The organism is Paraburkholderia sp. OAS925 (assembly GCF_040543975.1).
GTDB lineage: Bacteria > Pseudomonadota > Gammaproteobacteria > Burkholderiales > Burkholderiaceae > Paraburkholderia > Paraburkholderia graminis.
Genome location: NZ_JBEUNO010000001.1, coordinates 3014376 through 3035158, shown reverse-complemented (window position 1 = coordinate 3035158; position 20783 = coordinate 3014376). Strand labels below are relative to the sequence as shown.

18 protein-coding genes and 1 pseudogene are annotated in these 20783 nt (G+C 61.6%); 9 read left to right on the top strand and 10 right to left on the bottom strand.

The features are described from left to right. Together ABIE53_RS13195 and ABIE53_RS13190 are read left to right on the top strand one after the other, a co-directional pair. Positions 1–1047: an aldo/keto reductase gene (locus ABIE53_RS13195; RefSeq protein WP_107706586.1), complete on the top strand. Its 1047-nt coding sequence runs from the start codon at positions 1–3 to the stop codon at positions 1045–1047. Positions 1048–1049: 2 nt separating this feature from the next. Then, entirely contained in the window at positions 1050–1751 is a 702-nt protein-coding gene (locus tag ABIE53_RS13190) for a glutathione S-transferase family protein (protein ID WP_376915293.1), read from the top strand. Here ABIE53_RS13190 and ABIE53_RS13185 read toward each other — a convergent pair. After that, positions 1675–2658, bottom strand: coding sequence for an AraC family transcriptional regulator (locus ABIE53_RS13185; RefSeq protein ID WP_114156219.1), 984 nt, complete (start codon positions 2656–2658; stop codon positions 1675–1677). The genes ABIE53_RS13190 and ABIE53_RS13185 overlap by 77 nt on opposite strands. Before the next feature lie 466 nt (positions 2659–3124). Here ABIE53_RS13185 and ABIE53_RS13180 point away from each other — a divergent pair, with 466 nt between their 5' ends. The 5 genes from ABIE53_RS13180 to ABIE53_RS13160 all read left to right on the top strand — a co-directional run bounded on the left by ABIE53_RS13180 (position 3125) and on the right by ABIE53_RS13160 (position 10934). After that, on the top strand, positions 3125–4363 hold the full coding sequence (locus ABIE53_RS13180; protein ID WP_192698851.1) for an efflux RND transporter periplasmic adaptor subunit: 1239 nt from the start codon (positions 3125–3127) through the stop codon (positions 4361–4363). Between the two features lie 14 nt (positions 4364–4377). Then, positions 4378–7515 carry an efflux RND transporter permease subunit gene (locus ABIE53_RS13175; protein WP_107706588.1) on the top strand — a complete coding sequence of 1046 codons (3138 nt, stop codon included), beginning with the start codon at positions 4378–4380 and terminating at the stop codon, positions 7513–7515. Between the two features lie 167 nt (positions 7516–7682). Beyond that, entirely contained in the window at positions 7683–9185 is a 1503-nt protein-coding gene (locus ABIE53_RS13170; RefSeq protein ID WP_165919796.1) for an efflux transporter outer membrane subunit, read from the top strand. Positions 9186–9258: 73 nt separating this feature from the next. After that, positions 9259–10233 (top strand): LysR family transcriptional regulator, encoded by a 975-nt coding sequence (locus ABIE53_RS13165; protein ID WP_107706590.1) that lies wholly within the window; start codon positions 9259–9261, stop codon positions 10231–10233. Positions 10234–10364: 131 nt separating this feature from the next. Beyond that, complete coding sequence (locus ABIE53_RS13160; protein ID WP_006051409.1) at positions 10365–10934, top strand: TetR/AcrR family transcriptional regulator; 570 nt, start codon at positions 10365–10367, stop codon at positions 10932–10934. 114 nt (positions 10935–11048) lie between these two features. Here ABIE53_RS13160 and ABIE53_RS13155 read toward each other — a convergent pair whose 3' ends face one another. From ABIE53_RS13155 to ABIE53_RS13145, 3 genes are all read right to left on the bottom strand, one after another. Next, positions 11049–11588, bottom strand: a complete 540-nt coding sequence (locus ABIE53_RS13155; RefSeq protein WP_107706591.1) for a hypothetical protein — start codon at positions 11586–11588, stop codon at positions 11049–11051. Positions 11589–11680: 92 nt separating this feature from the next. Beyond that, a complete protein-coding gene (locus ABIE53_RS13150) occupies positions 11681–12679 on the bottom strand; it encodes a quinone oxidoreductase family protein (RefSeq protein WP_107706592.1) in 999 nt (332 codons plus the stop codon). A gap of 23 nt (positions 12680–12702) precedes the next feature. Next, complete coding sequence (locus tag ABIE53_RS13145) at positions 12703–13935, bottom strand: MFS transporter (protein ID WP_376915289.1); 1233 nt, start codon at positions 13933–13935, stop codon at positions 12703–12705. A gap of 128 nt (positions 13936–14063) precedes the next feature. Here ABIE53_RS13145 and ABIE53_RS13140 point away from each other — a divergent pair, with 128 nt between their 5' ends. Further along, complete coding sequence (locus ABIE53_RS13140; RefSeq protein ID WP_181324798.1) at positions 14064–14912, top strand: LysR family transcriptional regulator; 849 nt, start codon at positions 14064–14066, stop codon at positions 14910–14912. A gap of 791 nt (positions 14913–15703) precedes the next feature. Beyond that, positions 15704–15879 (top strand): annotated as a pseudogene (locus ABIE53_RS13135) (IS5/IS1182 family transposase); the annotation flags it as partial. 133 nt (positions 15880–16012) lie between these two features. Here the strand turns inward: ABIE53_RS13135 and ABIE53_RS13130 are convergent. From ABIE53_RS13130 to ABIE53_RS13105, 6 genes are all read right to left on the bottom strand, one after another. Beyond that, positions 16013–16426 carry an ExbD/TolR family protein gene (locus ABIE53_RS13130; protein WP_107706595.1) on the bottom strand — a complete coding sequence of 138 codons (414 nt, stop codon included), beginning with the start codon at positions 16424–16426 and terminating at the stop codon, positions 16013–16015. Beyond that, entirely contained in the window at positions 16426–17124 is a 699-nt protein-coding gene (locus ABIE53_RS13125) for a MotA/TolQ/ExbB proton channel family protein (RefSeq protein ID WP_107706596.1), read from the bottom strand. The genes ABIE53_RS13130 and ABIE53_RS13125 overlap by 1 nt, the downstream gene beginning before the upstream one ends. A 54-nt stretch (positions 17125–17178) precedes the next feature. After that, positions 17179–17628 carry an energy transducer TonB gene (locus ABIE53_RS13120; protein WP_244230935.1) on the bottom strand — a complete coding sequence of 150 codons (450 nt, stop codon included), beginning with the start codon at positions 17626–17628 and terminating at the stop codon, positions 17179–17181. A gap of 546 nt (positions 17629–18174) precedes the next feature. Then, entirely contained in the window at positions 18175–18915 is a 741-nt protein-coding gene (locus ABIE53_RS13115) for a DUF6250 domain-containing protein (RefSeq protein ID WP_107706599.1), read from the bottom strand. Positions 18916–19025: 110 nt separating this feature from the next. Beyond that, positions 19026–19976, bottom strand: a complete 951-nt coding sequence (locus tag ABIE53_RS13110; protein WP_107706600.1) for a FecR family protein — start codon at positions 19974–19976, stop codon at positions 19026–19028. Next, positions 19973–20530 carry a sigma-70 family RNA polymerase sigma factor gene (locus ABIE53_RS13105; RefSeq protein ID WP_244230934.1) on the bottom strand — a complete coding sequence of 186 codons (558 nt, stop codon included), beginning with the start codon at positions 20528–20530 and terminating at the stop codon, positions 19973–19975. Before ABIE53_RS13105 ends, ABIE53_RS13110 begins: the two co-directional genes overlap by 4 nt. Positions 20531–20783 lie beyond the last annotated feature (253 nt).

The window sequence follows — 20783 nt, the reverse complement described above, 5'->3', positions numbered from 1 at the left end:
GTGCGATATCGTGTCTTCGGTAAACATACGGGCCTGCGCGTGTCTGAGCTGGTTCTTGGTACAGCCAACTTCGGCGGCCGGTGGGGGTACGGATCAGATCTTGATGCCGCACGCGAGATCGTCGACCGATATGCGGACGCGGGTGGTAACTTTCTGGATTGCGCCGACGTGTATCAGTTCGGAGAATCCGAGGAGTTTCTCGGTAAGCTCCTCTCGGGCCGTCGCGATAACTTCGTGGTTGCGACCAAGTACACTCAGGCAGCGGCGCCCAACGCGGGCGCTTTGGCGACGGGCAATAGCCGGCTCGCGATGCGCCTGTCTGTTGAGGCGAGCCTCAAGCGTCTCAAGACCGATCGCATTGACCTCTACTGGGTGCACTTTTCCGATGGCATCACACCAACGGACGAGATCGTGCGAGGCCTGGACGACCTGGTGTGCAGCGGCAAGGTGCTCTATATCGGACTGTCCGACTTCCCTGCGTGGCGCGTTGCGCGGGCGGCAACGATCGCCGAGTTGCGTGGCTGGGCGCGAGTTGCCGGCTTGCAGTTCGAGCACAGCCTGGTCGAGCGCACAGCCGAGCACGAACTGATGCCGGCAGGCCAGGCACTTGGACTTGGGATGGTGGCGTGGTCGCCGCTCGGTGGTGGACTGCTTTCGGGCAAGTACCGTCGGGGCGAGAAAGGGCGCCTTGAAGCACTGGGCGGTGCCGTATTCCAGCAGGAAAATTCCGGCCAGCGTACGGCGATCGTCGATGCCACCCTCGCGGTTGCGACCGAGCTTGGGGTCACGCCATCCGAGGTGGCAGTAGCGTGGGTCTTGCTAAAGGGTTCGCTGCCGATCATTGGACCTCGGACGAGCGAACAGCTATCGGCATACCTTGGCGCTGCAAAGCTCACGCTTGCACAGCATCACGTCGAGCGGCTGGATGATGCCAGTGCATTGGCTCCGATCTTTCCGCAGTCAATGATTGACGCGCCTGCGTACCGGCAAGCTGCGGCCGGAGGCCAGTACGAGCGCATCGTCATGCCCGAAACGCCGGCTCCCTGACAATGTCCGCCGACGTTACCCTGTATGGCGCGAAGACGGGTAACTGTCTTCGTGTGGCGATTGCGCTGGAGGAACTCGCGATCGCTCACCAGGTCGTGAAGCTCGATCTTCGGGCGGGGGAGCAGCGCACACCAGACTTCCTTTCACTGAACCCGAGTGGAAAAGTGCCGGTGCTGCGAGTTCGCTCGTCGGCGGCGCCTCCGCTCGTCCTCGCGCAGTCCAATGCGATTCTTCTTTACCTTGCGCGACGAGCGGGAGGCAGGTTGTTACCGCCCGAAACGGATGCATCGGCGCCCTTTGCACTCGAGCGATTCTTCTTTTTCGTGACTGACGTGATTGCGCCCAGCCACGCGGCCTTCTTTCTGAAGAACAAAGGGTGCAAGGAGGGGCAAGGGTTGATGGAACGGCGCAGCCTTGAGATGCTCCTTGCAAGCGAGAGGTTTCTGCAAAACGCACCGTTTATGGCAGGGCAGTCATTCACGCTCGCAGACATCGCTGCTGTCAGCATAGTGGCCGCGCAGTCGCCGTCGATCGACTGGGCGCGGTATCCGCAACTTCAGCGATGGTTCGCTGCCGTGATGGCGAGGTCCGGCGTAGAGCGTGGGCATGATCGCTTTCGACTGAAGCTCAGCGTGACGGCATGCTCTGATCCGGATCTGCACCATGACGTATGGCACCGGGCGAATATCCGAAATGTGCCTTGAAGGCCCGCGAGAACGAGGAGTCCGACTGGTAACCGGCGACAGACGCTGCCTCGCTGATTCGCACACGACCGTTGCGCAGCCGGTCGGCGGCAAGGCTCAGGCGCCACCGTGCGAGATACCTGAGCGGCGGCTCGCCGACAATCTCCGTGAATCGGTCCGCAAAGTGCGACCGGGACATGGTCGCAATCTTCGCAAGCGCACCCAGTTTCCATTCATGCGCGGGATCCTCATGCATGGCCGCCAGTGCACGCCCAAGTCGTGCGTCGCCGAGGCCCCGGAGCCATCCGCTATGAGCGGGACTCTTCGCCACCCACTCGCGCAAGCTCCGTATCACCAGCAGATCGATCAGGCGCGAGATCATGAGCGCAGCGCCTGGCGACGGCTCGCTCGCTTCCAGCCGCACGAACCGCAGGATCGCGTGTTGCCATTCCGGTGTACCCGATGCGTCGGCCCGGAGATGAATGACGTCCGGGAGACCCGCGATCAATGAGCCGGCGGATGCGGATTCGAATACGAACGAGCCCGTCAGGACGCGAAAGGGCTTTTCGGCGAAGCCGCGACATTCATCGGGTCGCGAGGGTGATCCGGGCAGAGAGTCACGCGCATGGATTGCGGAGAGAACATGCGCACATCCCTTAGGTAGCAAAACAAGATCACCGGCGACTAACGTGGTCGTACCGATAGCGATCGCGTCGAGCCGGAAGGCGCCGTCCTGAATAAAGTGAAAGCGGGCGCGTCCAGCATCAAAGGGCTTGCGTTGCGCCTCGACCGTCTCGTATATCTCGATTGATTCGCCTCGTAGCCGTATCAGATCCAGAACGTCGGAAAGCACATCTTGCCGGGACAGCCTGTGTGCACGCGATTCGCGCTCACAAATGGATCGCCTCATCGCGTCGTCGCCGATCATGTCTTGCGCCTCAAAAAAAAGCGCACTTCAGGGAACGTGCGCCGCGACAAAAGAAGGACCGGTATGGAGGAGCGCTCCTTCATGCCGCAAAAAGAACAAACGCAATCACCTGCCATGGCACGCGAAAGCGATTCCACGCGCACAGTAGTTAAAAGCGTGCACAGCATAGCGGATCCAGTTGTTCGCATAAATCCGTCGATGATGAATACACATGCTGCCAGGCGCGAACAATCGGGCGAAGCGTTGCTGGTTCTGAGATGCATCGGTTGAGGGCCGGTAGAGCTACTGGTTAGCGCCTTGAAAAGTCTTGACGTATTAGATTTCACATGTAATCTAACGCCAGTTAGAAGTTGTGCGAAATCTAAATAGCCGCGTTGTCCGGTCCGCGCAATCAGTTGGTGCGCCGATTGGTCGAGACGCCGTTTCGCGACGAGGCGAACGACAACACTTTTCGAGGTGATCGAAGTTGGATACGAAAACAAGGCTGGAAGACGGCAGAACAGTTCGTCGTGCGCGATATGGCACGGTGGGCCGACGCGCCAGAACCTGGGCTGCCGCGGCCGCTGTGATCATGGCAAGCGGGGGCGCGTGGTTTCTCTACTCGCATGATGGCGGTGATAGCGTCGCCAATGCCCGACCCGTGCCGCCCCATGAGGTAACGATCAGCCGGCCGCTGGTACGCGACCTCGACACCCGACTCGGATTTCTTGGCCAGTTCTCGGCCGTCGATCAGGTGGAACTGCGCGCACAGGTAGGCGGTACGCTCACAGGTGTTCACTTCAGGGACGGCGACATCGTTCACAAGGGCGATCTGCTGTTCACCATCGATCCCGTGCCGTATGAGATTCGGCTCGCGCAGGCGACTGCCTTGCGGCGGACCGCTGAGGCGCGCCTCGTTCTGGCAAAGCAGGAGTTGGCGCGTGCACGGGAGCTTGAGCGCAATGATGCTGGCACGACGCAGAACGTCGAGCAGCGCACGTCCGAACTGAATGCTGCGCAAGCCGCACTCGACGATGCTGCGGCGCAGATCCGCGACGCCCGCTTCGATCTGGATCGCTGCCACATCACGGCGCCGTTTACCGGCCGCATTGGCAGGCATCTTGTTTCCACCGGTAACCTTATTGCAGGCAGCCGTGGTGCAACGAGTCCGACGACATTGCTCGCGACGCTCGTCTCGCTCGATCCGGTCTACCTCGACTTCGATATGAGCGAGGCGGACTTCCAGTCGTTTTCGCAGTATCGCGGCGACGCCAAAGGGCCGATTGCAAATCGCGTCGAACTGGCGGCGGGCAATTCGACGACCTACACACGGCAAGGCACGCTTGATTTCATCGACAACGTGCTGGACCGTTCCAGCGGCACAATCCACGCCCGAGCGACGGTGTCCAATGCCGACCTGCGCTTTACACCTGGCGAGTTCTCGCGCGTGCGTCTCGCGGTGGCGCATCCCGCACCGACGCTGCTCGTGCCGGACGCATCCGTTTTACCCGACCAGTCCGAGTACCTCGTGATGACGGTTAGCACCGACGGAACGGTTGTGGCAAAGCATGTCGAGGTCGGTGAGATACGCGGGGGATTGCGTGTGATCCGCTCGGGCCTGTCTCGGGACGATCGCGTGATCGTCGACGGTTTGCCCTTTGCGGCGCCCGGAACGAAAGTGGCGACGCGCGATGGTGCGATCCGCTATGAGCCTAAACAGAACTAGCGGACAGTGAAGCCATGCGTATTGCCCATTTCTTTATCGACAGGCCGCGCTTCGCGACGGTGGTCAGTGCCTTTCTGACGCTAATTGGCCTGGGCGCGATGTTCGTGCTTCCCGTCGCACAGTACCCGGAGATCGTTCCCCCGACTGTGCAGGTGACGACATCGTATCCGGGTGCGTCGGCCGAAACGATTGCGCGAACAGTGGCCACGCCGCTTGAGCAGCAGATCAACGGCGTCGAGAACATGCTCTACATGAGCAGCCAGTCCACGGGAGACGGCCGGTTGACGGTCACGGTTACGTTTCGTATCGGCACCGACCTGAACGTCGCGCAGATGCTCACACAGAATCGGGTTCAGGATGCACTACCGCGCCTGCCCGAAGACGTCCGGCGCCTTGGCGTTCAGGTGAGGAAGTCCACACCTAGCATATTGCTGGCTGTTCACCTGTACTCACCTGACAGAACGCGCGACACACTTTATCTCTCGAACTACGCGACGTTGCACGTGAAGGACACGCTAGCGCGTCTGCAAGGCGTCGGCGACGTGCAGTTCCAGGGTGCCCGTGAGTACGCAATGCGTATCTGGATCGACCCCGACAAGGTCGCAGCCAACAATCTGAACGCGAGTGAAGTGCTCACAGCACTACGCGCACAGAACCTGCAGGTATCGGCTGGTGTCCTGAACCAGCCGCCCACGGCGGGCAGCGACGCGTACCAGATAAACGTAGAGGCGCTCGGCCGGCTGTCCACGCCACAGCAATTTTCCGACGTCGTCGTCAAGTCCGACGCACAGGGTCGCGTGACGCGGATACGCGATATTGGCCGGGTCGAAGTCGGCGCCGCAGACTACGGCTCAACCGCTTTCATGGACCGTGACAACGCTTCGACGTTGCTCATCTACGCGGAGCCCGGTGCGAACTCGCTTGCAGTCGAGCAGCAGGTTTTGTCCGCGATGCGCGGGCTAAAGAATGAGTTCCCCGCAGGAATGGACTACAAGATCATCTACGACCCGACCATCTTTATCGGCAAATCGGTCGACGAGGTGATTGTCACCATATTCGTCGCAATCCTGCTGGTTGTTGGCGTCGTCTTTCTTTTCCTGCAGAACTGGAGGGCCACGATTATCCCCGTCGTTGCAATTCCGGTCTCCCTGCTTGGGTCGTTCATCGTACTCGCCACGTTCGGAATATCGCTAAACAACCTGTCTTTGTTTGGCCTCGTGCTGGCGGTCGGCATTGTCGTTGATGATGCGATCGTCGTAGTCGAGAACGTCGAGCGCAACATGCGCTCTGGCATGTCGCCGGTAGAGGCGGCCCACCGGACGATGGACGAAGTGGGCGGGGCACTGCTGTCGATTGCGTTGACGCTATGTGCGGTCTTCATCCCGTCCGCCTTCCTTAGCGGGATTTCGGGGCTGTTCTTTCGCCAGTTTGCGGTGACGATCGCAGCATCGACTGTCATATCCTGCTTTGTGTCGCTTACGCTGAGTCCCGCCCTCTGCGCGGTGCTCTTCAAGTCGCATGAGCCGCATATCGCGTCGCACAGGGGCCTCGCGCAGCGTCTGCTACATGCGGGCTTCGATCGCTTTAACAGGGGCTTTGACAGACTGTCGTTCGGGTACGGAAACCTCACACGTCGTATCGTTCGTGGACTCACCGTCGTTCTCGCAATATACGTCGTGCTGATTGGCATTACGGGTCTTGAATTCTCGCGTACGCCAACCGGCTTTATTCCGGAGCAGGATCAGGGTTATCTGATTACCGTGGTTCAACTTCCGCCGGGCGCGGCACTCGACCGTACCGAGAAAGTGGTCCGAAATGCCATTGACATTATCCTGACGACGCGCGGAATTGAACACGTTGCCCCATTTGTTGGGCTTGACGCAACAACGTTGACCGTGGCGTCGAACTCGGGAACGATTTTTTCGGGGTTGCCGTCGCTGTACAACCACGAGATTCCGGGAGTGACCGCGAACACGGTACTGGCCGACCTGCGCAAACGCCTTTCCGTCATCAAGGACGCTTATGTGCTGACCATTCCGCCGCCTCCTGTGCAGGGTCTTGGCAATTCGGGCGGGTTCAAGATGATGCTGGAGGACCGCGCGGGACTTGGGTCGGAGGCGCTTGTGCATGCGGCGAATGCCCTTGTTGCTGCGGCCAACAGGGATCCCAGTTTTGCCGGAGTCTTTACCCTGTTCAATGCGGGGTCGCCATCGGTTTTCGCGAATATTGATCGTGTAAAGGCCGAAAAGGTCGGGCTCACACCCACGGATGTGTTTTCCGCACTGCAGGTCTATCTGGGTTCACAGTACGTGAACGACTTCAACTACCTTGGCAGAACTTATCAGGTCATTGTTCAGGCTGACGGGCAATTCCGGCATACGCCTCAGGACATTACCCGTCTAAAAGCGCGAAACCAGTTCGGTGAGATGGTGCCGGTCGGCACAGTGGCGCAAATGGAGAACCGTACGATTCCCTATCGTGTGCCTCGCTACAACTTGTATCCTGCCGCGGAAGTTCAGGGCGTCGCAGCGCCCGGCATCGCCACCGGTACAGCACTCCATCGCATGGAAGAGCTTGCCCATCAGGTGCTGCCGCAGGGTATCAGCTTCGAATGGACGGACCTGGCTTACCAGCAGCAGCAACACGGCACGCCGACGCTCCTGGTATTCGGAGCAGCTGCGCTCTTCGTGTTTCTCGTTCTCGTCGCGCAGTATGAGAGCTGGAAGCTACCGCTTGCGATCGTCCTGATCGTACCGATGTGTATTCTCGCGTCGGTCACTGGCCTGATCGCTCGCGGCATGCCCATCGATATCCTGGCGCAGATCGGCTTCGTCGTTCTCGTCGGACTGGCTGCGAAGAATGCCATCCTGATAGTCGAATTTGCGCGTCAGAAGGAGGACGAGGGGACCGCACCGGTTGACGCCGCGGTGCACGCTGCACGCACACGCCTGCGTCCTATCCTGATGACGTCTTTTGCCTTCATCCTCGGAGTGGCGCCGCTCGCGGTCGCCACAGGAGCAGGCGCTGAAATGCGCCAGTCGCTGGGAACGGCGGTGCTGTTCGGCATGCTGGGTGTGACTTGCTTCGGACTTCTGTTCACTCCTGCCTTTTATGTTTTCATCCGCAAATTTGGCCGTAAGGAGCGCACATGATCTTCACTACTGCCGTTGCTCGCGGACTAATGTGTGTTTCAGGTTCGCATAGTGAAGCTGGCAATCTTCGACACGAGCCGCATGACGGCGCCCCATATCTGCCCGAGATCAGCGGAGCGAAACCGGCGTGCCGGCGGCAGGCGGCTGAAGACGGACGTCACACGGTCATGCGCCGGCCTTCAACGAGCCTGCTCCGTGTTATATGCGTGGGCGTAGCAATCGCGACGGGCCTGGGGGCTTGTGCGGTGGGGCCAGATTATGCGGCGCCCACTACGCAGCTTGTGCCGTTCCATAACCGGGTTGAGACAAGCACCCAGCAAGCGGCCAGACCGTCTCCGCACCTCGACACCTGGTGGACCGGATTTGATGATCCAATGCTCGTAACCGTCGTTCAGCGTGCTCTTGCGCAGAACCTGGACCTTGCGGCGGCGTTTGCCCGCGTTCAGCAGGCGCGGGCGGTCGCAGCGGGGGCGGGCGCGCAGCTTCTGCCAACGCTCGATTTCGACGCGACGGGAACCGCCGAGCATCAGAGCCTGTTAAGTCCGGTCGGCACCATCGCGAAAACGTTTCCTGGCTACAGTCGCGACCAGCGCGAATACAACGTTGGGGCTACCGCGAGCTGGGAAATCGATCTGGCCGGCGGACTGCGCCGCAGCGCCGCTGCGGCGCGTGACGAAGTGCAGGCGGCCGAGGCTGAGCAACTCGGCACGCGGATTACGGTGGCCGCCGACGCCGCCGATGCATACCTGCAGGTCAGAGGGTTCCAGACGCGGCTTGCGGTGGCGCAGGATCAGATTGACACCGACGGACGCCTTCTTGAGCTTGTCCGGGTGCGGCGTCGCGCTGGCGCGGCGGACGAGAGGGAGATTGCCCAGGCCGAGGCGCTGCTAAAACAGGCAAGGTCCACTGTACCTATCCTGCGCACGTCGCTTGAGGCGCAACTAAACCGCCTGGATGTGCTGATGGGTGCGCAGCCGGGAACGTACGCGCATGAACTGTCCGTCTCCTCCACCATCCCCGCGATCCCGAAGATTGACGATAACGACCAGCCACTGGACGTCTTGAGGCGTAGACCTGACATCATCGCGGCGGAGCGGCGAGTGGCCGCTTCAAGTGAGCGGATCGGCGCGGCAATCTCGGGCTATTACCCGAAGATCTCCCTGTCTGGCGCGCTTGGCTTTGACAGCGTGAGCACCAATCACCTCTTTACCGCGGCAGCGTTTCAGCCGGTCGGTACGGGGGCGCTTCGGTGGCGTCTGTTTGACTTCGGGAAGGTGGATGCGGAGGTTAAGCAGGCGCGAGGCGCGAACGCAGAGGCGCTTGCACTGTATCGCCAGGCGGTGCTCAAGGCCGCTGAGGATGTTGAGAACGCGTTCACAGCGCTTTCCCAGACAGAGGCTCGACGGCAGGAGTTGCAGGATGAAGTGGCATCACTGACGCGCGCCCGCGACTTGTCCGAACGCGCCTACAGAGCAGGGGCCATAACCCTCACAGATGTGCTGGACGCGGACCGTCAACTCCTCGTCGCGCGTGACGATCTGGACAGCTCACGCGCGGACGCGGCGCGCGCCGCGGTCGGGGCATTTCGTGCGCTGGGCGGCGGCTGGGACATCTCCCCGGACGCCCGCGTGGCAACGAATAGTTCTCCACCGGCGGTTCCGGTCAGGTGAGATGCCTGGGCCGTTGCCTTGTTTCCTTCGTGAGCCGGGTGGTTGTCTGATACGGCGTCGACTTGGAGACGATATGGACCGGTTTCAGTCAATGCAGGTGTTCGCCAGGGTGGTCGAGCTGAACAGCTTTTCCCGTGCGGCGGACGCGCTCCGTCTTCCGCGTTCGACGGTGTCTGTTGTGGTCAGGAAGCTGGAAGCACATCTGCGGGTTCGTCTGATGCAGCGGACGACCCGACACCTTAGTCTTACTTCGGAAGGAGCGGAGTACTACAGGCATTGCATACGTATCCTGGCCGAGATCAGGGAGTCCGAAGAGATGCTTGCTAGCGCTCGGAACGGACCGCGAGGTCGGCTTTCCGTGCAGATCGCGACGGCGCTTGGAAGAATTGTCGTCTTGCCAGCCATCGACGACTTTCACAAACGGTTCCCCGATCTCGAGCTGATGATCGGTCTGGATGATCAGCCCATTCACTCGAGCGATGAGAACCTCGACTGTACAATCCGTATGGGGGAGCCTGACGACCCAGGCGTCATTCAGCGCCGGCTGTGTGATCTGGAGATAGTGACCGCTGGCAGCCCCGACTACCTTGTCCGTTACGGCGAACCTCAACGCGTGGAGGATATTCCGCAACATCTTGCAGTGCACTGCCTCTCACACGCTACCGGAAGAGTCGCGAACTTCATGTTTGACATCAACGGTGATGCGGTCGAGGTCGGCTTGCCGGCTGCGCTTTCAATCAGCGACGCGGAGAGCTGTGCAATATGCAGCGCTAACGGCATGGGACTAATTCAGGCTCCCCGGTTCATACTTGCGCCATACCTGAACTCGGGCGCACTCGTCGAAGTGCTGTCTCAGTGGCAGCCAGGGCCGATGCCGGTTGCAGCCGTGTTTCCGCACCGCCGGCAGATCGCCCTTAAGGCACGCGTCTTTGTGGAGTGGGCGGCGGAGCTATTGGAAAAAAGCCCTTTATTTCTGGGTAACCTCGATCTTGGTAATCCGTCTTCGAGTGGCTATCGCGTCGACGCAGAGGCGCCTTTGATCGACTGATGGCCCCGCCGGTGGTGGACCCGAAAGGCGCGACGATTCGCGTCACTCCCTACGCAATGAGTGCATCTCCGACTTGCACCGGCAAGCTGGATGTTATATCAAATCTAAATTAACGAAAGATCATCGAGGTCATGAGAAAATCCAGACAGGAGGCGGCCGAGACCCGCCAACGCATCGTCGAGGCGGCGTCCAGCCGGTTTCGGGAAAACGGCATAGACGGGACTGCCGTCGCCGATCTTATGTCGCAGGCGGGCCTGACGCACGGCGGATTCTACAAACATTTCACATCGAAGGAACACGTAGTACTGGAGTCGCTACAACTCGCCGCTGGGTCGCTGCGCGAATCGATGGAAGCGTCGCTGTCGCGTTCGACCGACGTCCGAGGTCTGAATGCGGCAATCAACGACTATCTTTCTTTGGAGCATCGGGACGATCCTGGCAGCGGCTGTCCCTTCGTCGCACTTGCAGGCGAGTTGGCACGCTCCAGCGACGAGGTGCGCGACGCGGCCACCGAGGGCGTCGTGAACCTTGTCAACCTCATCGCAAGCCGTCTCACCGAACTGCCACCCGCTGCGGCAAGGAAGAAGGCGCTTGTCATGCTATCAACCATGATGGGCGCACTTACGATGGCGCGTATGGTGAACGACGAGCAACTGTCGTCGTCCATCCTCCGGGAGGCCAAGAAAGCGCTGCTGCCATGACCTTCGTGGCAGCAGCGATGTTTATGACAGGCGGCGGCCAACTTGATCGGCAATGAGGACCTGGATCAGCGGTGAGTTGTGCTATTTCGCGAGTTCGGACTAAATCGCGGCGGGTCAGGGCGACGGCACTGGCAAGATGATTTCCGACGCGATTTTCCATTGACCATCCAGATTCAGCCATTGAATGATCATGATAAACGGACGCGGAGATGGATCCTGGCCGCCGTAGCTGACGGCGATTTTCATCGGCGCATACGTCTGTGCGACTGTTGAAGAAATACCCACCACCTTTAGTTTTGCCCAGTCGGGAAACAGTGTGAGTGTGCCGGCAGCGTAGATATCCTGAAGCTTGTGCGCCACTGATTCAGATCCCCAAAAGCCGGCCCAACTTCCCTCTGCGGGATCGACGCTTTTTGCGACCAGCAGCGCTGACGGTGAGTCCCAGAACATCTTCTCTATGGCTGCAGCGTCGTGACGGTTTGCCGCCAATGTCAATTGCCGGAAGCGGTTCTTCACATCTTCAAGCGATCCATCGGGCAAAGGGTGCGCGGAGTCAAGATTCACAGGAGCCACATCCGTTTGTGCGCCGTACGTTGCACCTGCAGACATCAACGCACCGGCGAGCGCGGCCACGGCGAGGTAATTTTTTTTCATAAATAATCCTGGGGATTGCGATCCTCGCGGAGAGCGTTCAGCGAGCGGGACCATGACTGATCTGCGCGAACGCGTTGGAGCAGGGCCATTGATCAGTACCTCGGATCGAGGACGATGACGCCCTGGGCTTCCCGGCGTTCGAGCATGGCGTGCGCATCGGCCGCGCGGCTCAGCGGGAGCGTAGCCGCAACCCTCGGTCGAATCAGTCCTTGTGCAATGCCGTCTTTCAGGAAGCGCAGACCACGCAGGATAAGATCCGGGCGCTGAAAAAACGAGGGCAGATAGACTCCGGTCAGCGTTTGCGCTTTTGCCATCAACCGACGCGGCGCGAGAGGTTTGCCGGGGCCGCGCGTCGAACCGATGACAACACATCGGCCAAGCATGCCAAGGCAGGCGAAGTTCTCGTCGAAGACGTCGCCGCCGACTGTTTCGAGGATCACGTCAACGCCTTTGCCGTCAGTGAGGCTCAGGACCGATTCCGGCCAGTGCGGCGAGTCATAAGCAATCGCATGGTCGGCGCCACGGCTCAATACGAAGGCTCGGCGGGTGTCTGAACTCGCGGTCCCGATTACCGTGGCCGCACCGAGTACTTTCGCAATCTGGACCGCGAGGTTGCCGACGCCGCCGGCTGCGCCATGAACCAGCACGCTTTCGCCCGGGCGCAGCACTGTGCAAACCTGAAGAGCGAGAAATGCAGTCACGCCCTGACACGGCACGCTCGCCATGACGACGTCATCGGTATCGTCTTCGAGTTCAACGAGCATGTCAGTGCGAGCCACTGCGCGTTGCGCGTAAGCGCCCTTCGACATCAGGGCCATCACCTTGCGCCCAACCAGGTGGTCGTGCGCCTCGGTGCCGGCATTCAGCACACGGCCGACCACTTGCAGCCCGCCGACCTGAGGTAGCGTCACGCCGCCGACCTGCGTCTCTGCCCGGTTGTAGACACCCATGCGCTCCCGAACATCCGGAAAGTTGACACCGATAGCAGTGGTTTCGATCAACACTTCGCCCGCTCGCGGCTCGGGGTCGGGCAATCCGACGTACTCGAGGACTTCGGGGCCTCCGAATTTTCGATACTGAATGGCTTTCATTGAGGACTTCCTGTTTGATGGGATCATGCCTCGCCTGGGCGAGAGCGGATCGAGTCCGACTTTGCCCAGAGGGCAATGCCGAGTTGCCCTGACAGGGCGATGACGACCAGTGCCGTAGATAACATCGGCAACTGCGTAAGGCGGATGCCCGCGGCAAGGGCGAGCCCGCCCAGCGCAGCGCCGGCAGCACTGCCGAGATAGTGCGCGGAGCTCTGTAATGCGACGACGACGCCTGCTTTGTCCGGATGCAAAGTCAGCAATCTGTGTTGTTGTGGCGCCTGCGAGGACCACGCCGCGGCGCCCCACACACCAAACAGGGCGAGAGCCGCTGCGGGATAGGGCAGCGCTGGTCCCAGGGTTCCGAAAACTGTGACCATCAGAATCTGCACGACCGACATCGCCCATTCCGGGTGGCCTGTGGCGTCGATCAGCGCGCCGCAGAAGTAGATGCCGAGAACCCCGCCTACACTCCAGGCCCACAGATAAGGCAACGGATCAGTGATGCCGCCGCTCGCGCGCAGCAGCGGTGCCACGAAGGTGTAGAGCCCGATTGATGCGGCAGATGTGACGAATGAAACAGCAATGGTTGCAGCGACACGAGGGTCGACCAGTACTGCAACGCGTTGGCGAAGCGAAGGTGGTCTCGAGGCGGCGATTTCGGGCATGCGCGAAACGACGCCCGTGAATGCGATTCCACCTAGCGCCACTATCAGCCACATCGCGCTTCTCCAGCCGAAACCGTGAGCGACGATGAGACCGCACGGTACGCCGACGGCGGTGCCCAGTGCGAGGCCGCCCACGACGAGACCGAGTGCGCGGCCTCGTCGTTCCTGAGAAACCAGGCTTGCAGCAGCACTGAATGCGCTGGGACCATATAGGCCTGCGCCGACTCCGGCTGCTGCGCGCGACAGGAGCAGGACGGTGAAGCTCGTTGCGAGTGCGCTAAGCGTGTTCGCGAGCGTGAAAAGGATCAGCGCTGCGCCTAGCACGCGCCGCACGGGCTTGCCTGCCGTCAGTGCGCCAAACACCGGCGCTGCAACGGCATAACACGCGGTGAACATTGTGACCGTTTGACCTGCCACGGAGGCGGAGACCGCGAAGGTGTTGGCGATGCCGGGCAGCAAGCCCGCCATGATGTACGCGTCGATGCCAAGCGCAAACGTGCCGAGGCATAAGGGAAGAATCCTGATCAACCTGGCTCCTCGGGAATCGTTAATTTCCATCGCCATCAATAGATGCCACGCGATGCGACGCATGCACTCGGCGCCGGCATCACGATAAGATGTCAAGCATCATGCAAAATAGCACTGGTACCGGAAGTCGGAAACCCGGAAAGCATTCACATCGCTTGTGAGAATTTGCACCAATGTTCGACTGGAATGACATGAGACATTTCATCGCCCTGGCGGAGGCGGGCACTCTGTCGGGTGCGGCGCGCAAGCTGCAGGTGGATCACGCCACAGTTGCGCGGCGTATTGCAGCGCTCGAGCACGCGTTGGGAGAAACGTTGGTGGACCGCCTTGCGAGACGTTGGCGGTTAACCGATGCGGGCCTCGACGTTGCGCGCGTCGCCGAGGGCATGCAGACGCAGGCTCATGCATTGGAAATGGCGGTGCGAAGCCGTAACACGGGAGCGCGGGCGAGAGTCGTTGTCAGTGCTCCGCCTGCTTTCGCGAGCGTCTTCCTCGCGCCTCGTTTTGCCGAACTTGCTTCACGGCATCCCGAAATCGAACTGACGCTCCTGGGCACTCAGCCGATGATCTCGCTCAGTCGTCAGGAGGCGGATATTGCCGTTCGCCTGACCCAACCTACCGAACCAAGCTATGTTTCTCGCAGGATCGGAAGCGTGAGTTACGGGCTGTATGCGGCGCAGGGCTACATCAGCCGGCCATCCGGCGAGTGGCAGTTCATTGCGTACCATGCGGCACTCGATCACGTACCGGAGCAGGTATGGCTGCTTGACTTCGCGGGTGGCCGCCGCATCGGGTTCAGGAGCAACGATCTGGTGAGCCAGCTTGCCGCGGCGCGCGAAGGTCTGGGCATTGCTGCGTTTCCCCACTTTTTTGCGGCAGACGATGAACGCGTAATCGCGCTGCCTGTGGACGCAGAAAAACTGTCGCGTGATATTTATCTGATCGCCCACGTTGACATGCGACGGCAGGCGGCCGTGCGTCTCGTGATGGATTTCATTGCGGAGAAGTTCGTCAATGACTTTGACAACGGGGAGCGGTAGAACGAACAGTTCGCTGCCGCCCACCCTGAAGGCTGGTTGCGAAATGCAGCGGGTCATTCGGCTGCAAGTCAGACGGCGAGGTAGCGGCTATCGGGGAATCGCTGATGGATAGCAGACACGGTATCTATCGGCCCGATGTCGAAGCACGATGAGCAAGCGCATTGAATTGAGCAGCGGTCAGGCCGGCCCATTCCGGTCAATGAGGGTAGCGAGCGCTAGCGTCCGGCTGATCGAAGGGCGATGTCAAAGGAAGACGAAACGACCCCACGCCTTTCCTGCCATCCTGGGCAAATAAGCACGGGCGAGTCGCATACCCGCCATGACGTGTGCCTGCCAGTGACGATCCCAGCTATCGTCATCGGTATCAAAAAAATCTTTCGGTTGAAAAATCCCCAGGTTGCTTACGACGATGTCTGGCCCGACCTCGGCTTCGATCAGGCCATGACAACCGTCCGCGGTGCGAGATCGAAGGCATGGCCCCGCGCGCGCCCAAGGCGCGCAATGCCCGCATCGACTTTCTGTTTGGCGCGACCGTTTAGGACAACGTTGGCTCCGGCGTTGTTAAGCGCGCGGGCAATCGCGAAACCAATGCCTTCATAAGGGCGGTCACTACAAAAACGCTCGCACGGCAACCACTACGAGAAGCGCCGTTAGCGCTAACACTCCCAGGCGCGCCGCCTGATGATAGTTTCCCGTTCCGGGAAACTGAAAAACGTATGGGGCGGCGGTCCCGTCGGCGCAACGCGGCGAGCATGCACAGAAGCTGATTTGCACCGTGCTCAACGCTCCGTGATGTTCCAGAACACCCGGCGTTCTCAAAGGACGGTCACGGACGCTTTCGCGATAGTGATGTACTGCGGCATGTGTTCGAGACAGTGCTGGGTCGCTGTATGTCCGAAGGACTCGTAGGGGTGAAGGATTCGCGATTGATGCAGGCAACATCAGGGCCGACGCGAATCCTGCACGCGCTGCGCGGCGAGCACCGAATGCAGCGCGCCGTGGTTCGCAATGCCGCTCGCTGCAATCCAGGCTGCCGTCAATCGCTGAACAACGAAGCTTTTCTGCAACCCATTGCACGTTGGCAGACGTCGAGCGATTTGTCAGGCACCCGCGCTCTCCGTAAGAACGGCAAGCTTTGTCACGCCCGCATGCTCGATCGCTGCCATCGCCTTCGCGACCGTACCGTAAGGCACGCTCGCGTCGGCTTGCAGCGAGACGCCCGAGTTCGGGTCTCGCGCGGCGAGCGCGCGCATTGCCGCATCGAGCTGCTCCAGCGTGCGAGTCTCGCGATCCACGTAGATCTGCCCGTGGGCATCAATGCTTACCATCACCGTTTTGGTGGCCGGCGCAGGAGCGGTGGATTCCGTTTTCGGCAGCTTCACGTGCAACGCATTATTCAGCAACGGCGCCGTCACGATGAACGCGACCAGCAGAACGAGCATTACGTCGACGAGCGGAGTGATGTTGATTTCACTCAACACGTCATCGTCGTCGGATGAAGACGAGAACGCCATTATGCGAGTACCTCCTTGAGCGGGTGGGCGAGGGCGGCCTGCGCGCGCGGCACACGAAACCCGGCCTTTTGCGCGAGCGTGACAAAGTCGATTGCGAAGGCGTCGAGGTCTGCGGCGCCGCCTTTCACGCGGCGCACGAAAAAGTTGTAGCCCAGCACAGCCGGCACGGCTACGGCAATGCCAACGCCAGTTGCAACCAGCGCCTCTCCGATTGGACCGGCAACCACCGCAATGCTTGCCGACTCCGCATGCGAGATCGCCGCCAGCGCGTGGATGATGCCGAACACGGTCCCAAACAGACCGACGAATGGGGCCGTGCTGCCGATCGATGCCAGCACGGCGAGACCCGCTTCGGCGCGGCGGCGCTCCGTCTGGATCTGCTGGCGCAGATGGCGCTCGAGCAGATCATGACGGCTCCAGCTGTGTTCAAGGTCTCCCGCGCCGCTATCGTCCGCGCCGGCCAGCGCGTCGAAGCCCGCCGATGCCAGTCTGCCAAGCGGGCTGTCCGGACGGTCGAGCGCAGCAGCTGCCGCAAAGCTGGGAGCTGCCCAGAAGCTGCTGCCGTAGCGTCGGCTGCCGGCTGCCGCGCGCGTCGCCTGAAAAGCCTTGACGACGATGAGCGTCCACGTAATCACAGAGAAGATTCCGAGCAGCCATAGGGCGCCCTGTACGATGAATTGAGTCGATGAACCGGTCATGTTGTGTTCCTTTATGGATCGTAAGCGTGGTCGATGCGGGAGGAAGATGGCGCCTTACTGTGCAAGCCGGAAGTCGATCGGCACCGTCACCCAGCCGTCGACCGCCTGCTCGCCGCGCCTGGCTGGCACGAAGCGCCAGTTGCGCACGGCATCGCGCGCGGCCTCGTCGAGGACACGGCGGCCGGAGCCGGTCTGCACCGTTACGGATTCGGGCGATCCGTCGGCGAGCACGTGCACGCGCAGCAGCACGCGGCCCTGCCATCCCTGATCCTGCGCAATCTGTGGATAGTCCGGCGCAGGGTTGCGGAGGTACGCGGCGTCGCCGATCGGCGCAGTGGTGGGCGGCGTGTCGGCGTGCTGCGCGGGCGATGCCGCTGACGTTGCTGATTGCGTGGCCGGCTGAGTGGCCGCCTCTCCCGCGGGCGGCGATGTCTGCTGCGCAGTTTGCGGCGGCGCCTCGCTCTGGGTTATCGCAGGCTTCGATGTCGGCCTGGGATCGGACACCCGGTGTTCGACTGGCCGCGCCGGCACAGGAGCGGGCCGCTTCGCCTCGCGCGGCGGCTCCACGGACGGTCGTTGCGCAGCAGCTTCGACATGAGCGGCTTGTGGCAGCGCACGCGGAGCGGCGCCAAGCGTCACGGTCATCGGCAACGGTTGCGGTGGACGAGCGGGCGCGTGCGTTTGCCACGAGTGGACGAGCCACCAGAGCGCTCCGTGCACCGTGACGACCGCGATCGCCGTCAGTGCGAACGTACGATGCGCTCGAGATGTCGCCAGACGCGCGGGCGGCGATACGCCCGGTTGGCGTCCTGCCTGGTGCGCGGCTGAGCCGCCAGCCGGACGCTCAACGCTCGCAGCGGCGGCGCGTGCCTGGGCGGCTTGCTCATCGTCACGATGAGCGACTGCCTGCGCTGATCTCTGTGTCTGCGCGGCCCGGCGTACAGCGGCATAACGATGACTGAGCGCTGCACTCATCGTGCGGCTCCCGCGGGCGTAAAGGTATTAATTGACATTGATAGGTATCGTCTCGTTGCTTGACGCACGCTTCGCTTAAGGCAGGGCGCGAATCGCAAAGTCGCGAATGGTCTGGCGCGAAGCGGTCGAGCGGAAGCCAAACCAGCCTGCGTCCGGCAGCGGCCCAGCCGCCGCGAAGCACGGCTTGCCGTCGAGATAGAAACGTGTGCCCCTGCCATCGACGACGATCCGCACGCGGTATGCGTGATTGGCACGCAGCAGCCAGGGCGGAGCGGTGTATTCGGCAAGCAGGGGCCGCGACGGCGTGCCGTCGTAGTGACGAAAACGTGTGGTCGTGTTGTCGTTGCCCCCCACGCCGACGTAGTACAGCGTCAGTGAGTCGTAGTCGGTAAAGCGGCCCGAACCGCCGAACGGTGGCGCATGATCATCCTTCCTGTGTCCCGCGTGCGACGCGCTCGCGAGCCAGAACTGATTCATGTCGGACACGCGGTCGTTGGGGTCGCCGTGGTCGAGCACTGTGCGCGTGTAGCTGATTTCATAATGTCCGTTCAGACGCTGGCGAAGCCACACGGTCAGACCGCGTGTGCCGTTGAGCACCAGCGCATGCGCTTGTGTATAAACGGGCGGCTTGCTGCTCGGTGCGGACGCACGAGGCGCAGCCGAAACAGTAGGACCGTTCGCGGAGGCGGGCTCAGCTTCGACGACCCAGCGCCGGGCGTCGAACGAGGAGAAGTCGTCCTTGACGATCGTATGCTGCGCTGCCTGAAGCGGCGCGCAGGCCAGCAGCGCGAGCGCCGCGATGGGAATGTTGCGCACGTCCTGGAATCCGTCACGTTGCAGGGAAGTTGTTCAGACGAAGCCGCATTCGCGGCTCATATTGGACATGTGCAACGGGACTCAAGAAGCGTCAGTGCCCGTAACAAAAATTAGCTGAAAACGCTGACATAGTCGCCGATTCGCGTCAGCTCGACGGGGGCGCTGTCCGCGACCTGAGTGAGCGCTCGCGGAATATCGCCAAGAAGAAAGACGCCGCTCACGCGCAACTGGTTTGCCCCTCCAGTCACACGGATCACACCGGAGTCATAGCGATTGAAGACATCGACAAGCGCGGGCAACGGCAGGTTGTCGGCGACAAAGATGCCACGTGTCCACGCGCTCACGAGATCGAAAGGCTGCGCAAACCTCGTTAATCCTGCTTCGGTGAACGCGACGCTTTCGCCCGCCGCGACGTAGACGGGCGCGCGGCCAGGCTGGGAAATGCGCGCTTCGCCCCGGCCAACGGACACGACACTATGCCGATGTATGCGCCCGACGTTAAGCGCACCGCCGTCTGCTTCGACCACGCCGTGTACGGTCTCGAAGCGCCCGGGCGCACCGGCCCGCGACGAGGGCATTTCAACCAGCACCTGGCCTGCGGACACGCGCAGCGCGCGGTCGCTCGGCGCGGCTATGCGGTACACGCGGCTGCCCGCATCCATCGTCATGCGCGAGCCGTCGGTGAGACGCACGGTGCGACGCTGACCGATCGGGCTGCGCCAGTCGGCATCGAGCCCGAGCCGGTGCACACCGTCGCGCACCGTGGCGAAGCCGAGTACGGCGACCATGCCGCCGAACCCGGCACGCAGCAGCCTGCGACGTTTCCCGGATGGCACGCGCAACGCGTCGGCGACAGCTGCGCGTTCAGCCGGCACCGCAGGGCGCATCCGCGCGAGGCGCGCCTGCAACGCTTGCCACGCGCGGGCGTTGGCTTCGTCGCTGCGCCATGTGTCGAAGGCGGCCTGTTCGTGCGGACTCAGCTCTGCTTCGCGCAGCCGGACCTCCCATTCGATTGCGGTGCGCTCGGCCGTTTGCACCTTGGCCCCGGCAAGCGCGCTCATGACACCTCGCAACACAGCGCCAGTGCCTGTGCAACGTACTTGCGCACCATGCTGACCGAGACACCGAGTCTCGCCGCGATGTCCGCATATTTCATGTCCTCGTACTGGCTGAGGATGAACGCCTCGCGAGCGCGAGCGGACAGGCGTTGCAGGGCGGCGTCGATCAGCAGGATGTCCTGCACCGCTTCAAGCGCGACTTCGGGTGCCGGTGCCACTGGCTCCGGTGCGAGAGCGAGCCGCGCAAGGTAAGCGCGTTCAATGTCGCGGCGCCGCCAGTGCTCGAACGTCAGGCGTCGCGCGATCGTTGTCAGCAGCGCGCGAGGCTGACGAATCGCACTGACGTCCGGATACCCTGCAAGTTCGGTGAAAGCACTTGCGGCGAGGTCTTCGGCGTCGCTGCTGGAGCCGACCAGTCGATGCATGCAACTGGTGAGCCAGCCATAGCTGCGGCGGAATTCGTCGCTGAGAAAACGTTCGCGCATGAGCGCCGGACTGATCAGCGTATCAGCGTTGCCGGTGCGATCGGCGCGCAAGCTTTGAGATGGGATCGCCATAACGTTCAGGCTTGACGCGCTGCGCACAACGCGTCTTGAGCAAGGTGAGCAAATGCGGGAGCGGCAATTCTAAGTTGCGCGTCGCGTCGCCCAAAGCACCGTTTCTCGAATCGTTATCAGGTTCGTTGTGCTGCGTATTCCACGAATCGATTGCTCTGAAACGCGTGAAATGCAGCAAGTCCACGCGTCGCTCGCTGACGCTTTCGCACCCTGGCTGCACATGTCCACCGTCGCCATGTGACAGACGCGCGCC